The organism is Nocardioides sp. NPDC058538, assembly GCF_042719275.1.
GTDB lineage: Bacteria > Actinomycetota > Actinomycetes > Propionibacteriales > Nocardioidaceae > Nocardioides.
Window position 1 is genome coordinate 231,821 of the sequence record NZ_JBHXNY010000002.1, and the last position, 14,401, is coordinate 246,221.

Sequence of the window (14,401 nt, forward strand, 5' to 3'; positions counted from 1 at the left end):
GTGGAAGGTCACTCGTTTCCCCGAGCTGATCAGGAGCCACACACGTTGGGTAGCCAGATCAGCACGTTCGCCGTTCGTGCGCCAGGTCTCATCAGCGATTGCGCTACTCGGTCGAACCTCGATGGGCGCCAGGACGTGTGGAGAAACTCGCCGACGCCGACCACTTTGTATCCCTACCTGTTCCTAGCTGACGACCGGCGGCCGGCTGTCATCGCGCTTCGATTGTTTGAGCGTGACACCTAGTGGTCGCGACCTACGCGTGAGGAAGCCCGGGCAATTGGCCCGGGCTTCTTTGCGTGTTCCGTGTTTACTCCTATCCGTGCTGTGCGTCTGTGCCCTCAAGAATTCCGCTGGTGCGCGTTATGTAGGACGCTGAGCATCTCGGATCGCCAGGCTTGGGCGGACTCCATCACTTTGGTGAAGGCGGCGGAGCCATGGATATGACCGGCCTGGAGAGAGAAGGTCGCCTCGACTCCGGCACCGCGCAGACGCTCGACGTAGCGTTCGCCGTCGTCGCACAGCGGGTCGCATTCGGCCGAAAGGACATAGGCCGGTGGCAGGCCGGTGAGGTCGTGCCCGCGGAGGGGGGAGGCGTACGGGTGGTGGACGTCGGTGGCGGGGTCGGGGAGGTAGAGGGGGACGAGCTTCTCGATCTCTGTACGCTCGAGGCCGTAGCCGGTGGCGTAGGTCGCCATCGACGTCGACGGCTGGCTGAGGTCGAGGTCGAGGGCGGGGACCTCGAGTAGTTGCAGGACGGGAGCCGGACCACCCTCGTCGCGTAGCTTGAGGCAGAGGGCCGCGGCGAGATTGGCGCCGGCCGACTGTCCGCCGATGGTGATCAGGTCCGCCCTTCCGCCGAGCTCGCCTGCGTGCTCGACGACCCAGAGCATGGCCGCCTGGCAGTCGAGCAGGGGAGTCGGGAACTGGTGTTCCGGTGCCTTGCGGTAGTTCACCGCGACGACGACGCAAGCCGCGCCGGCGCTGCGCTCTCGGCACGCGGCGTCGATGAAGTCGAGGTGGATGTCGCCGGCCACCCAGCCACCACCATGCAGGAAGAGATGGATGGGGAGGTCGCCCTCCTCGGTCGGCCGGTAGACGTGCAACTCGATGGTGCCACCGTCGACGGGGATCTTGACCGACCGCTTCTCGCTCACCTCGGGGCCCGGTTCGCCGAGCTGGCCCATCAAAGCGTTGCTGGCGGCGTTCCCCTGATCGCGCCAGGCTGCGAAACCGTCCGCAGCGGGGAGCTCGGCGGAGGGGAGCTGCGCGAGCAGCGGTTCCAGGAATGGGTCGATTGGCACTGGGTCTCCTTGATGAGTTGGTGGGTGATTCAGTGTGATTCAGGATGTGGGAGCCCGGTATCGGGGAGCGGCGGGCGCCGGTTCTCCGATACCGTCGAAGTTCGCCGTCGGACACGACGACATCGGGTTGTAGTGAGAGAAGTAATAGTCGTCGTACTCGGGGCACGGGTCGCTGCCATCAAATGGCCAGACGTCGTTCTCGAAGCGGAGCGCGTAGAAGCCGGAGATGTCGTGGGCGAACCAGATCTCTCCCCGCTCGGCGCGCACGACCGGTCGGGCGGCGGTGCCGAGGGCGCCGTTCACGCCGGGGTTGAAGTAGGCGAGCTCCACGGGGTGCTTCGGGTCGCGGATGTCGAGGACGCGCAGTCCGGCGCCGAACCAGGAGCAGACCAGGATGGTCGGGTCGTAGAGCCGGTCGGGTGCGCAGTGGTGGACGCTGTAGCCGAGCCCGTTGGCGGCACCCTCTCCGGTGACCTCGGCACAGTGCTGCGGGAGTGCCGACTCGAGCAGTGCCGAGGAGACCAGCCGGGGGTGGCTCTCGTCGGCTAGGTCGAAGATCCGTGGATAGCCGAAGGTGGCCCAGTTGTCCCCGGCTCGGCTGCAGTCGGCGGACCCCGAGCGCTCGCCGTACTGGATCAGGTAGGGATGCCCGTCGTACGTGACCCGGTAGGCGCCTTGGCACCACTGGTTGTCACCGAGGGTGACCTCGGCCAGGACACGGGGCTGCGGGCTGGACGCACGCTCCGCGATCGCGGTGGTGTCGAGGACCGTGAGTGCGTCCTTCGGTGGCGCGTCCTGCTGACAGGCGTAGGACCGGGTGCCGTCCTCGGTCGTGGCGCCGCCGTGGGTCTGGGTGTTGAACGTCCACGACGACAGCGTCCTGGGGTTCGCTGGATCGCTGACATCGACGGGAAAGAGAGTCGGGGTCATCCCGGCGCCCTCGTGGGTGCGCGTGGTGCTGACGTAGTAGGTGTTCCCGTCCGGGGAGAACCATCCCTCGTGTCCTTTCCCGGGCAGGATCGGCGCAGTGGACAGCAGCCGCGGACGACGGCAGTCCCCGGAGATGTCGTAGATGTCGACGTACGGCTTGTACTCGCCGGCCGCCGCCAGCAGACCGCGCTTGGCGTTCACCCGCAGGGACTCCCAGGGGTCGAGCATCGCCGGTGTCGCCAGGGTGTCGGTGGGCCGGGGGTTCGCTGGGTCGGAGACGTCGAGCACCTGTACGCCTCCGGCGCCGAGCTGCCGGGCCACGTAGGCGCAGTCCTGGTAGACGTCGAAGCTCGCCGCAGACGTGGTCGGGAACCGTCCGACCGACCGGAGGTTGCAGGTGTAGCCCTGTGCGGCGCGGCCGGAGAGAAGATCCTCTTTCGGCACGCGACCCTGCATACCTGTCTCCGGGCGGTCGCCGGGCTGGCAGGGACGCTGGGGGACAGCGGTCCGCTCGGGGAAGACGGTCGGCTGCGAGGTGACCAGGGCCGTGTCGTCAGACATCACCGGGGCGCACAGGGCGACGGCCACGGGGGTGACGCCGAGGGCGACGGTGAGGAGCAGGTGCAGCCGCCTGCGCCACCGACTGGCTGGGACGGTCGCTCGATGCGTACGGGACTGTGGTGTGGAGTCTGATGTCAGCATGGTCTCTCCTGGGAGATCGGTGGTCACGGGTGGAAGACGACCCGTTTCGTGACCATCGGCTGGTCGGCGCCCGGGGTGAACTGCTGGGCGTGGTGCGGGGTGCCCAGCCGGACGGTGAACTGCAGTCGGCCTTGCGGATCCGCGGTGACGGCGCGGCGGGTGTCGCCGACCTCGACGATCACGGTGCTGCCAGGAAGGAAGTACGCCGGCGTGCGGACCGTGGTGGACCCGGACCCGGTCAGCGCCAGGCCGCTGCGGCCGACGCCGTGGAGGTCGAGGAACTCCAGCGCTCGCAGCGGGTCGGCGCCGAACCGCCAGCCGCCGATCTCGAACCGGGGCTGGATCGACCGGTAGTCGAAGGACGAGCGGGGTGTCGGATTCTCGAAGGCACGCAGGATGCCCGGCAGGGAGTCACTGATCTGCTGCTGGGCCGCCGCCGGAGAATGGCAACCCCAGTCGTACGCCCGCCAGGTGTGCTCGATGCCGAGCTGGGTCATGCGGCGGTGCATGTTCGTGGACTCGGGCTGGATGATGCCCGCTTCCACCGCGCAGAATGCCGGGGTCACCGGGTCCTGCTCGCGGGCCGGATCAAGCACGCCGTTGCCGGTTCGGATCTGTACGGCGACACCCCTCAGGTTCGGGGCCAGGTCCAGCGGGTTGTGGCCGCGCCAGCGGACCTCCTGGGTCGCTCGGGGGCCGTAGACCGAGTCGGGCGGGGCAAGGTCGATCAGCGGGCTGATGGAGTGGGCGAGCGCCCCGGTGGGGAAGTTGGTGTCGACGGCGCCCATGATGCTCACTGCGGCGGCGAACCGGTCGGGGTGGCGGGCGCCGATCATGAGGGCGCCGTAGCCGCCCATCGACTCGCCCATCACGGCGCGCTGCGAGCGTCTCGGGAGCGTCCGGAACGTCTGATCGATCAGGGGGATGAGTTCGCGGGTCACGAAGGTCTCGTAGCGCGGCGGGCCGAAGGAGCCTTGGTTGAACCAGTCGCTCCAGTAGCCGGCGTTGCCCTCAGGCGAGACGACGATGGCCGGGAAGTCCTCGGTGAGCTCTTCGCCCCGGTAGGCGGTCCGGAACCAGGTCTCGTCACCGTTGGTGCCGGCGAGGTAGTAGGTCACCGGCCAGCGCCGGTCCGGGTGCTCTGCGTAGCCTCGCGGCAGGGTCACCTCGACGGGGGCGGTGCCTGTGCCGAACGACGAGGTCGCCACGGTGAGCCGCATCGTCCGCTCAGTGAGCCACTCGCGGGACACGATGTGCGGCTCGCTCTGATGGGCGACGGTCCGCAAGGAGGGCGCGGTCAGACCGGCCGGGTCCGCCGACATGACGGACGAGATCGGCCCGCTCGCCGCGACACCGGCGAGCAGTGTCAGCGTCGCGAGCAGCCCGGGTAGGCGGGGGAGACGGAAGGGCATAGCATCCTCCTTGCTAGAACGATCTAGCACTGGAGTATGGCTCCCGTCACATCCGGTGTCAACGAGGTCGGTGATTTTGCCTGACGGTTCCGAAGGGCCCCTTGACAGTCGGTTGTGACGGCGCGCACACTCCTGCTATATCGTTCTAGCAAGGGAAGGTGTCATGACTCCAAGACTTCGAAGTGGCCGGACGAGCCGGGTCCGCGCGGTGCTCGCCGGTGCTGTGGTGCTCGCGCTGAGCACCCCGCTGGTCGCCTGCAGCACCGCGAACACCGCTGGTGGCGGATCGGGCGAGGGAGGCACGCTCACGTTCGGTGCGCTCGCGGCCCCGCCGACACTGAACCCGGCGACCGGCGATCCCGCCTATAACCCGCTCTATCAGTGGGCCTACGAGCCCCTCGTGGTGCTGGAGCCTGACGGGTCCTTCTCTCCGGGCCTGGCCACGGAGTTCGGCTATACGGACGACGAGAACAAGATCTACGAGCTGACCTTGCGAGAAGGGGTGAAGTTCAGCGACGGCGCCCCGCTCGACGCCGAGGCTGTCAAGACCTACCTGGAGTACCTGAAGAAGCAGTCGAGCAGTCCTGGACTGCTCGTCCAGTCGATCGACTCGATCGAGGTGCTCACCGAGAACTCACTGCGGATCAGCCTGAACCGCAGCGACCCGGGGCTGAGCTTCTACTTCGCACAGGCGTTCGGCGCCGGCGACATCGCCAGCCCGAAGGCCGTGGCCAAGCCGGCGTCGTTGAACACCGGCACTGCCGGGGCAGGGCCCTACATGATCGATCCCGAGCAGACCGTGGCGAACGAGCGCTACACCTACGTGCCGAACCCGCACTACTACGACCCGGAAGCCGTTCACTACGACAAGGTCGTGGTGCAGATCGTCGCGAACGCTTCGTCGATGGTCCAGGCGATGCGGGCCGGCGAGATCCAGGCGGCCCAGGGGGACGCGACCACGCTCGAGGCCGCCGCCGGGGCTGGCCTGGAGGTGGTATCCGCGCCGCAGGCGCTGACCGGCCTCAACCTCATGGACCGGGATGGGAAGGCGAGCAAGGCGCTCGCCGATTCGCAGGTTCGACGTGCACTGAACCTTGCGGTCGACCGGGAGGCCATCGCGAAGGGTCTTTACGGTGATGCCGATCTGGCGCTGTCGCAGTACGCGCTGCCCGGCACGCCGGGCTACGACGCCGCGCTCGACGACGAGGTGGCGTACGACCCGGCCGAGGCGAAGCGCCTCCTGGCTGCCGCTGGCTACCCGGACGGGTTCACGATCTCGGCTGTGACGGCGCCCCTGGCCGGACTCGACAAGATGACGCAGGCGATCGCCGGCGATCTCGCCGAGGTCGGGGTCACCCTCGAGGTCACGAGCAAGCCGACGGCGAACGACTACTTCACCGCCATGACCTCCGGCGACCACCCGACCGCGGCACTCGGGTATGGCCTCTACAACGCGAACTCACTCTATGGAGGCTTCGTCGCCGAGCAGGGACCGTTCAACCCGTTCCACCACAAGGACGGCCAGCTCGACAAGCTCTACGCCGAGTACTTCGCCACGCCCACGGACCAGGCCGACGCGCTGGAGAAGAAGATCAATGCGCGGCTCGTCGATCAGGGCTGGTCGATTCCGGTCGTCGGTGCTCCGCTCGCCTGGTACGTCGCCGACGGGTACGCCGGGCTGGAGGCCACCACCCAGAACGCTGCCGTCCCGCGCCTGACCGAACTCCACCCCGAAGGCTGAGGCGGACTCATGGGAAAGCTGGTTCTGCGTCGACTGGCGATGTCGGTGCCGCTCATGCTCGTCGTCTCCGCGGTGACTTTCGTGCTCATCACGTTCCTTCCCGGCGATGCCGCCCGCGTGGTCGCCGGCAGGAACGCCACCGAGGTGCAGGTCGAGCAGCTCCGTGGCGAGCTGGGACTGGACCGCCCCGTCTGGGAGCAGTACGCCGACTGGCTCGGTGGGGCGCTTCATGGCGACCTGGGCACCTCGCTGGTGAACCAGCAACCAGTCGCGGCCCAGCTCACCGGCCGTCTCGAGCCGACCCTGGCTCTCATCATCGGCTCGGTCGTCATCGCGACACTGCTGGGCCTCGTCTTCGGCATCCTCGGCGCGCGGGGTGGGGTGATCGGCCGGATCGTCGACGGCATCTCGGTCCTGGGCATCGCAATCCCGGCCTTCTGGCTGGGGTTGGTGCTCGTGGTCATCTTCGCCGTCCGGCTCAGCTGGCTCCCGCCTTTGGGGTACGTTCCCTTCCTGGAGTCTCCGTCCCAGTGGTTCCAGCACCTCATCCTGCCGATGGTGACCCTTGGTGTTCCGGCCACCGCGGCGGTCGCGAAGCAGACCCGCGACGCCATCTCGGACGCGCTGGCGCGCCCTTTCGTACGCACGCTGCGTGCTGCCGGGGTCTCCGAGCGGGCGATCCTGCTGCGCCATGCACTGAAGAACGCGGCGGTCCCGGTCCTGACGGTCGTCGGGCTCGCGATGATCGGTGCGCTCTCGGGGGCGATCGCCATCGAGACGATCTTCGCGTTCCCTGGCTTGGGTGGCACTGCCGTCCAGGCCACGGCCTCGAGCGACCTGCCCCTGATCCAGGGTGTCGTCGTCTACCTGACGGCCATCGTCATCGTCGTGAACCTCGCCGTGGACGTCGCCTACGGCTACTTCAACCCGAAGGTCAAAGTCGGATGAGCACCCTCGAACCCAACTCCACCCAACCCCCGCCCGCACACCGTCTCACGCGAGTTCGAAGGGGCATCGCGGTCCTCGCCCGACGGCCGCTGGCCGCCCTGTCGGTGGCCTACCTCGTGGTGCTTGCCGTGTGCGCCTTGCTGGCGCCCTGGTTCGCCCCGTACGATCCGCATGCCCAAGATGTGGTCAACGCCCTGCAGGGTCCCTCCGGCGAGCACTGGCTCGGGACGGACACGCTCGGCCGGGACGTCTTGAGCCGGATGCTGTACGGCATCGCGCCGACCTTCGGCGGCGCCGTCGAGGCGCTTCTGGTGTTCCTCGTCCTGGGAGTGCCGCTCGGTGTCCTCGCCGGCTACCTCGCCGGGCGGACCGATGCGGTGGTCAATCGGATCGCCGAGTTCGTACTCTCCATTCCTCCGATCATCGTGGTCCTGGTCGTTCTCGTCGTCTTCGAGGGCAGTACGACGGCGGCGATGCTGTGCCTGGGCCTGCTGAGCGCCCCCGGACTGGTCAGAGTCGTACGGGCAGCGGCCGCGGCGGTCCGCGAGGAGCTGTTCGTCACCGCGGCCCGGGTATCAGGCGTCCCGGCCTTCACCATCATGGCGAGTCACATCCTGCGCCGGGTCCGGGGCCCGATCCTGGTCCAAGGCTCCCTTTTTCTCGGCATCGCGCTGGCGTTCCAGGCGGCCCTCGCGTTCCTCGGACTGACCTCGAGCGGCGGCACGCCCACCTGGGGTTCCATCGTGGGCGAGGCAGCCGGGGTCATCGCGCAGAGCTCCTGGCTGTTGATCCCTCCTGGCCTGGCGATCACGCTCGCGGTCCTGGCGTTCGGCTTCCTCGGCGACCTGGCCCGGGATCTGTCGGCCGACGGCGACGAGGTCTTGGTCCGCCCAAGGCGAGACGCCCGCCGGTCCCGGCCGGCCTCGGCGCGTGACCTTGTCCGCGCGGAGGTCGCGGGCGACGCGCTGCTGCAGGTGGACGGGCTCACCGTCGAGACCACCGACGGCACCTCGCTGATCACCGACGTCGGCTTCGGCGTTCAGCCTGGCGAGACGGTCGGCCTGGTGGGGGAGTCGGGGTGTGGCAAGAGCGTGACCGCTCTGTCTGTGCTGGGTCTCCTGCCGACCACCCTTCACCTTGCCGCCGGCTCGGTCGTCTTCGACGACGTCGACCTCGTCGAGGGAGGAAAGCGGGCGTACGCCGCTGTGCGCGGCTCCGGGATCGCCTACATCTCCCAGGACCCGATGGCGGCCCTCGACCCTACGCACACCGTGGGCAGCCACCTGGACGAGGTCATCGCGCTGCACGAGCGGCTCGATCGGGCCGCGCGCCGGGCGCGCGCCATCGAGCTCCTCGAGCAGGTCCGGATCGCCGATCCGGAGCGTGTCCTCGGGACGTACCCCCACCAGATCTCCGGCGGCATGGCCCAGCGGATCAGCATCGCGATCGCACTCGCCGGCAGGCCCCGGCTGCTCGTGGCCGACGAACCCACGACGGCCCTCGACGTCACCGTGCAGTCGGAGATCCTCGCGCTGCTGCGGGAGCTCCGCCGTGAGGTGGGGCTGGCGATCCTGCTGATCACCCACGACTGGGGCGTGGTGGCCGACACCTGCGACCGCGTGGTGGTCATGTATGCCGGCGAGATCGTGGAGACCGCGGACGCCGGACGGCTGTTCGCCCGCCCATCCCACCCGTACACGTCCGCACTGCTTGCCGCGGACGTGTCGCGCGACCTCGACAGCCCGCGGCTCCCGACCCTGCCCGGTCGAGTCCCGTCTCCTGCCGCCCGACCTGTCGGCTGCCGCTTCGCGGACCGCTGTGAGCTGGCCGTCGAGGCCTGCCGAGCCGAGCCCGTTCCACTGATCGCCACGGCCGAAGACGCGCGAAGCCGGTGCCTCCGGACCGACCAGCTGATGGGCCGTCAACCGGCAGCGGCCGGAGCGGGACGGCAACTGACACACAAGGAGCTGACATGACCAGCGAATCCTCGGTCCTCACCGACGACGTCCTGAGCGCGGAGCACATCAGCATCGGCTTCCGCCGACGCCGCCGCGCGCCCGTGTTCCAAGCCCTCGACGACGTCAGCCTCACCGTCGCACGCGGACGGACGGTCGGACTCGTGGGGGAGTCCGGATCAGGGAAGTCGACGTTCGCCAAGGCCGTGCTGGGCCTCCTCCCCGTCGACCGGGGCCGGATCACGGTGGCCGGACACGACGTCGACGGAAAGCATCCCGACCACCGCCGGCTGGCCCGACACGTACAGGCCGTGTTCCAGGATCCCGGCGGCTCCTTGAACCCGTCCTACACGGTCGGTCGGAGCATCGCAGAGCCGCTGCTTGCCCAGGCCGGGATGAGTCGCTCCGAGGTGCTGCCCGCGGTCACCCAGGCGCTGGAACGCGTGGGTCTCGAGCCGGATGCGGCGCAGCGGCTGCCCCGCCACTTCTCCGGCGGACAACGACAGCGGATCTGTATCGCACGCGCTCTCGTGGTGGCGCCGGAGCTGGTTGTCTGCGACGAGGCGGTGAGTGCACTGGACCTGTCTGTGCAGGCCCAGGTGCTCAACCTGCTGATGGACCTGCAGGACGAGACAGGACTCTCCTATCTGTTCATCTCCCACGACATGAACGTCGTCCGCCGTCTCTGCGACGACGTGACCGTTCTCTACCGGGGGCAGGTCATGGAGCAGGGTCCGACGCGGAGCGTCACCTCGGCTCCGGCTCATCCCTACACCCGCTCCCTCCTGCTGGCCTCCCCGGTCGCAGATCCGACCGCGCAGGCCGAGCGTCGGGCAGCCGCTGGACGCGTGCCCGCGGTGGCGGCCGAGACGGCTACCGAGGCTGGGACCCGCTGCCCGTTCGCCGCCCGCTGTCCCGTGGCGACCGAGGTCTGCCGCGTCGAGCGGCCACCGCTGCGGGAGGTGCCGGGCGGCGTCTCGGTGGCATGCCACCGCTATCCCGAATGGCAGCACGAGATCCCGCCGGTCCCGTCCGGCGACGCTCATCCGACCGGTGTCCGGGACGCCGGCGTCCACCTCAACAACAAGGAGATCAACTGATGCCACAGCTCGTGTCCGGCCGCTACGAGCCTGACTTCCTACCGGTCGTCGAGGCCTTCGACGACCACCTCCGATCGACCCCGTACGGCGGCGCATCGCTCAGCGTCTACCACGGCGGCAAGCCCGTGATCGACGTCTGGGGTGGCCTCGCCGACGCAGGCGCCGGTGGCGCATGGGAGGAGGAGACCAGCGCGGTCCTGTTCTCCTGCAGCAAGAGCGTGTCGGCCATCGTGGTGCTGTGGCTGGCTGAGCATGGCCTGATCGACATCGACGCACCTGTCGCCGTCTACTGGCCGGAGTTCGCTGCTCACGGCAAGGTGGACGTGACGGTTCGTGAGCTGATGGCGCACCGGGCCGGCGTACCTCTGGTCGACGCGCCACTGACGCGTACGGACGTTCTGGCCGACACCGCCTTCGCCGACGCGATGGCAGCCCAGAAACCGCTCTGGAGGCCTGGCACGGCACACGCCTATCATGCGGTCTCGGTCGGTGCGGGCCTTGGTGAGATCGTCCGACGGGTGACTGGCCGTTCACTCGGGACGGTCCTCGCGGAGGAGCTCGCCGACCCGCTCGGCCTCGATCTGTGGATCGGCGTCCCCGAGCGGGAGCTATCTCGGATCGCCACCGTGCTGCCGCCGGACCCGACCCGTGTCTCTGCCGAGATGGCAGCGATGATCCGCGCGATGCTCGCCGAGGACGACCGGGCCTGGCGGACACTGACCGTCAACGGCACCCTGTCGATCCCGTTGGCCGGCGTGTCCTTGGAGAACGCCTACAACGACCCCGACGTCCGCGCGGCGGAGCTACCGGCCGCGAACGGTGTCGGCACCGCCCGTAGCCTGGCCAAACTGCACGCTGCCCTGGTGGGACCGGTCGATGATCGCGGGGTCGGCGCCTCGCGGCTGCTCAGCGAGGAGACGCTGACCGCGGCGACGAAGCCGATGAGCCAAGGCGCCCCGGCCTTCGGGCCGCCCGCGGACTCCTACCCGGCATGGGGGTCGGGATTCATGGTCCCGTGGGAACAGCGCCCGATGCTGACCGAGGCCAGCTTCGGCCACGACGGTGCCGCCGGCGGACTCTGCTTCGCCGATCCGCGGCACCAGGTCGGGTTCACTTTTCTGCCCAGTGTGATGGGCAGCGCCGCGCCCGACACCCGGGTGAACACCGTCGTCCACGAGCTGCGCCGGTGCCTCGGCGTACAGGACGGTGATTGACATCCTCGCGCTCGACACCCACTGGGTCTGGGACAGCTGGTACGCCAGGCACCAAGGACGCCATCACGCCTTCTTCCTGCACGCTCCTCGCTCGCTCGGGGACCCCCACGCACGCCATCACCATGCCGCCGTCGGTCACGCCACCTCCGACGACCTCACCTCATGGACATTGCACGAGCCCGCCCTCGGTCCTCGTAACACACCGGCCTGGGACGACCTGGCCACCTGGACCGGATGCGTCATCCAGGCCCCGGACGGACGCTGGCTGATGTTCTACACGGGTATCAGCCGGGCGGAGAACGGCAGCGTGCAACGGATCGGCATCGCCGTCTCCGACGACCTCCACACCTGGGAACGGGTCGGCGACGGCCCGGTCCTCGCCGCCGATCCACGCTGGTACGAAGCCGACCCCGAGAAAACCTTCGACGGCGTCGCCTGGCGGGACCCCTGGGTCTTCCCGGGCGAAGACGGGCGCTGGCACATGCTCGTGACCGCCTCGGCCCGAGGCTGGCCGGCCACCACCGGCGGCGTGATCGGCCACGCGGTCAGCGACGACCTGGTCACCTGGGAGGCCCAGCCACCCTTGACCACGCCGGGCACCCAACGATGTCTGGAGGTCCCCCAGATCGTGCGTGTGGACGGGCAGCACCTGCTGCTGTTCTCCGCGCCGCGGGTCGAGACCGAGGGTAGCGAGAAGCTGCTGGGCGACATCTGGTGCGCCCGGGCTGACAGCCCACTCGGCCCCTTCCGCCTCGACACCGCCTGGAAGGCGGAGGACTCCGGTCTGTACGCCGGTAGGTTGGTCGAGAGGGGCCCCGACGACCTGGTCCTGATGGGGTTCGTCAACGTCCGGGACGGCGGGTTCGCCGGGGTGATCGACGACCCTCGGCCCTTCGATCCGGCGACATTGGTGGCAGTCTCGTCTGTCCCGACCGCATTGGCGAGCAACGAGAGTCGGGATATAGCGTTCTAGCACTGGCGTCGGGCGACGCCCCGACTCGGTCACGGAGACGTCGAGAGGATCCTGATGACGAACGGTGGAGAGATGCCCCCTTCCGAGGCGGGCCCGCGGGCGCGGAAACCCAGGCGCGCGGCGGATCGACCGAAGCGGCGCGCTCGGGTCACGCTGGCCGACGTCGCAGCCGAGGCGGGCGTGTCCGTCGGGGCGGCGGGCTTCGTCATCAGCGGACGCGACGACATGCGGATCTCGGCCACAACCCAAGAGCGCGTCCGGGAAGCGGCCAGGAAACTGAACTACCGTCCCAACCGGGCCGCCCAGGCGCTGCGTACGGGCAAGACCGGCACGGTCGGGTTCGTCTCCGACACCATCGGGTCGACCCCGTTCGGTGGCGCTGCGATACGGGGGGCCCTCGACGTCGCCCGCGAGCGGCACAAGACCCTGTTCGCCGCGGAGACCCTCGGTGACGAGTCGATCGAACGTGAGGTGATCGAGAACCTCCGCACCCGCGATGTCGACGGCCTCGTCTACGCCTCGATGGTGACCCGCGAGGCCACCCTGCCCGCAACTGTCCAGGACACCCCCACCGTGCTGATGAACACCATCGTGCCTGGGAGCCGGACGACGACCTTCGTCCCCGACGACCACCAGGGCGGCCACGACGCGGCACGGACCCTGATCGAGCTCGGACATCGCGACATCCTGGTCCTCGGAGAGTACGCCGACTCTCTCGACCGGCCCTACGCCCTCGACGTCCGGCTGGGAGGTATATGGGAGGCATTCGAAGAGGCGGCGTTGACGCATCGCCCCATGGTTCAGGAGGTGAACGGACCGGATCCAGAGGACGGACGCCGAGCCATGGCCGACTATCTGGCCGACAATGGGAACCCGGAGGCCGTGATCGCACTCAACGATCGGCTTGCCTTCGGCGCGTTGCAGACACTCGGCGACCGGGTACGGCCCGGCGTGGACTTCTCGGTCATCTCCTTCGACAACAGCGACCTGGCCCACTGGCTCGTGCCTGCACTCGCATCGCTTCAGCTGCCCTACTACGAGATGGGACGCCGAGCGATGACCAGCCTGCTGGACGGCGACCTCGAGAGTGGACTCACGATGCTCCCCATGACACTCGCCCGCCACGACTCATTGCGCCCCATGGGCTGAGCTGTCGAATTGATGCCAGTGGGTCCGGACCCGAGATCGTCGATTTCTGCTCGGGTAGCACGGACGTCCGCGCTGCACACAGGGCTGGGGTCGGAGGCTTGGCCGTGGCGAGGGTCGCTCGGGACACCGTTGCAACACTGGTTCAGTGGTGTGCGGAACGGGTATTGGCGCTCAACGCGCTGCGATGGCAATCTGCGGCGTCTTTGTCGAGCTAAACGGCAGAAGCGTGTGGAGGCTCCGGCACCTCTTTGAGTTCGTCAGCCAAGCGCTTCGGTCGCGGTAGCCGAACGCCGGACGTTTTCTCGATCGTGTGGTCCAGGCGGTCGTCCAGGTCTGCCACCAGCCGCACCACCAGTGCTTCGAGTTGTTCGAAGTCGCGATCAATCCAGTCGTCGAAGATGATCTCGTAGACTCCGCTGGAGACGGCGACGATGCGCTGCGCGACTTCCCTTCCTGCGGGGGTGAGGCCGATCCTGCTCTGTCGGCCGTCGTCGGGGTCGGGCATGCGACCCACCAGACCGGCGACCTCGAGTCGACGAACGATCTTGCTCACGTTGGACCGGCCGGTGCCGATCGCGTCAGCCATGTCGGTTGGTCGTGCGGTGGTGCGGTAGATCAGCTGGTTCACCAGCAAGAAGGCAGGCATGTCCCCGGGGAGGGGGAAATCGCTCTGCGCGAGTATCGCTTCCCGTACTGCGGTGGAGTTCATCGACGTGACGAGTGCTTGCAGAGCAATGGAGAAGTCGGCGCCGCGGCCGTTGAGGAGGGGCGCCGAGCTTGCTTCCACTTCTCGTAGATCGACGCTTTCTCGGGGTCTCCTGGCCATAGGAACAGTATGCCGGAGGGAATCCACAGAGGTCATTGTCGTGACGACAATCACGATGTACAGTGCCGGAGGCGCGATTGATTCGTTTCAATTGCGTGGACCCCGGTGGCTGAAGCCCACCATCTTCAAAAGGAGAAGGCTTGTGTCTCA

At 68.4% G+C, this 14,401-nt stretch carries 11 protein-coding genes; 7 read left to right on the forward strand and 4 right to left on the reverse strand.

Annotation, left to right across the window (positions count from 1 at the left end; all coding sequences use genetic code 11):
* Window positions 1–338: 338 nt before the first annotated feature.
* The 3 genes from ACFWQC_RS03115 to ACFWQC_RS03125 are packed head-to-tail and all read right to left on the reverse strand — an operon-like array spanning window position 339 to window position 4,345.
* The gene (locus ACFWQC_RS03115) at window positions 339–1,301 is read right to left on the reverse strand and encodes an alpha/beta hydrolase (RefSeq protein ID WP_378672921.1); all 963 of its coding nucleotides are present in this window, start codon (window positions 1,299–1,301) and stop codon (window positions 339–341) included.
* Between the two features lie 39 nt (window positions 1,302–1,340).
* Window positions 1,341–2,933, reverse strand: coding sequence for an LVIVD repeat-containing protein (locus ACFWQC_RS03120; protein WP_378672924.1), 1,593 nt, complete (start codon window positions 2,931–2,933; stop codon window positions 1,341–1,343).
* Window positions 2,934–2,956: 23 nt separating this feature from the next.
* The gene (locus ACFWQC_RS03125) at window positions 2,957–4,345 is read right to left on the reverse strand and encodes an alpha/beta hydrolase (RefSeq protein ID WP_378672927.1); all 1,389 of its coding nucleotides are present in this window, start codon (window positions 4,343–4,345) and stop codon (window positions 2,957–2,959) included.
* Between the two features lie 163 nt (window positions 4,346–4,508).
* On the opposite strand from ACFWQC_RS03125, the gene ACFWQC_RS03130 reads away from it, so the two are divergent.
* From ACFWQC_RS03130 to ACFWQC_RS03160, 7 genes are read left to right on the forward strand one after another with little or no spacing between them, the layout of a single operon-like run.
* Window positions 4,509–6,086, forward strand: a complete 1,578-nt coding sequence (locus ACFWQC_RS03130) for an ABC transporter substrate-binding protein (RefSeq protein ID WP_378672929.1) — start codon at window positions 4,509–4,511, stop codon at window positions 6,084–6,086.
* Between the two features lie 9 nt (window positions 6,087–6,095).
* On the forward strand, window positions 6,096–7,034 hold the full coding sequence (locus ACFWQC_RS03135) for an ABC transporter permease (protein ID WP_378672931.1): 939 nt from the start codon (window positions 6,096–6,098) through the stop codon (window positions 7,032–7,034).
* Window positions 7,031–9,010: a dipeptide/oligopeptide/nickel ABC transporter permease/ATP-binding protein gene (locus ACFWQC_RS03140; RefSeq protein ID WP_378672934.1), complete on the forward strand. Its 1,980-nt coding sequence runs from the start codon at window positions 7,031–7,033 to the stop codon at window positions 9,008–9,010. The genes ACFWQC_RS03135 and ACFWQC_RS03140 overlap by 4 nt, the downstream gene beginning before the upstream one ends.
* Entirely contained in the window at window positions 9,007–10,089 is a 1,083-nt protein-coding gene (locus tag ACFWQC_RS03145; protein ID WP_378672937.1) for an oligopeptide/dipeptide ABC transporter ATP-binding protein, read from the forward strand. Before ACFWQC_RS03140 ends, ACFWQC_RS03145 begins: the two co-directional genes overlap by 4 nt.
* Complete coding sequence (locus tag ACFWQC_RS03150; protein ID WP_378672940.1) at window positions 10,089–11,303, forward strand: serine hydrolase domain-containing protein; 1,215 nt, start codon at window positions 10,089–10,091, stop codon at window positions 11,301–11,303. Before ACFWQC_RS03145 ends, ACFWQC_RS03150 begins: the two co-directional genes overlap by 1 nt.
* Window positions 11,296–12,276 (forward strand): family 43 glycosylhydrolase, encoded by a 981-nt coding sequence (locus tag ACFWQC_RS03155; RefSeq protein ID WP_378672943.1) that lies wholly within the window; start codon window positions 11,296–11,298, stop codon window positions 12,274–12,276. The genes ACFWQC_RS03150 and ACFWQC_RS03155 overlap by 8 nt, the downstream gene beginning before the upstream one ends.
* A 54-nt stretch (window positions 12,277–12,330) precedes the next feature.
* Entirely contained in the window at window positions 12,331–13,425 is a 1,095-nt protein-coding gene (locus ACFWQC_RS03160) for a LacI family DNA-binding transcriptional regulator (RefSeq protein WP_378672946.1), read from the forward strand.
* A 211-nt stretch (window positions 13,426–13,636) separates the two neighbouring features.
* Here the strand turns inward: ACFWQC_RS03160 and ACFWQC_RS03165 are convergent, their stop codons facing one another.
* Window positions 13,637–14,251 carry a MarR family winged helix-turn-helix transcriptional regulator gene (locus ACFWQC_RS03165; RefSeq protein ID WP_378672949.1) on the reverse strand — a complete coding sequence of 205 codons (615 nt, stop codon included), beginning with the start codon at window positions 14,249–14,251 and terminating at the stop codon, window positions 13,637–13,639.
* Between the last annotated feature and the right edge of the window lie 150 nt (window positions 14,252–14,401).

Coding starts and splice junctions, on each gene's coding strand:
- ACFWQC_RS03130 (WP_378672929.1), top strand. CDS start 4,509: ATGACTCCAAGACTTCGAAGTGGCCGGACGAGCCGGGTCCGCGCGGTG.
- ACFWQC_RS03140 (WP_378672934.1), top strand. CDS start 7,031: ATGAGCACCCTCGAACCCAACTCCACCCAACCCCCGCCCGCACACCGT.
- ACFWQC_RS03125 (WP_378672927.1), bottom strand. CDS start 4,345: ATGCCCTTCCGTCTCCCCCGCCTACCCGGGCTGCTCGCGACGCTGACA.
- ACFWQC_RS03150 (WP_378672940.1), top strand. CDS start 10,089: ATGCCACAGCTCGTGTCCGGCCGCTACGAGCCTGACTTCCTACCGGTC.
- ACFWQC_RS03160 (WP_378672946.1), top strand. CDS start 12,331: ATGACGAACGGTGGAGAGATGCCCCCTTCCGAGGCGGGCCCGCGGGCG.
- ACFWQC_RS03135 (WP_378672931.1), top strand. CDS start 6,096: ATGGGAAAGCTGGTTCTGCGTCGACTGGCGATGTCGGTGCCGCTCATG.
- ACFWQC_RS03165 (WP_378672949.1), bottom strand. CDS start 14,251: ATGGCCAGGAGACCCCGAGAAAGCGTCGATCTACGAGAAGTGGAAGCA.
- ACFWQC_RS03145 (WP_378672937.1), top strand. CDS start 9,007: ATGACCAGCGAATCCTCGGTCCTCACCGACGACGTCCTGAGCGCGGAG.
- ACFWQC_RS03120 (WP_378672924.1), bottom strand. CDS start 2,933: ATGCTGACATCAGACTCCACACCACAGTCCCGTACGCATCGAGCGACC.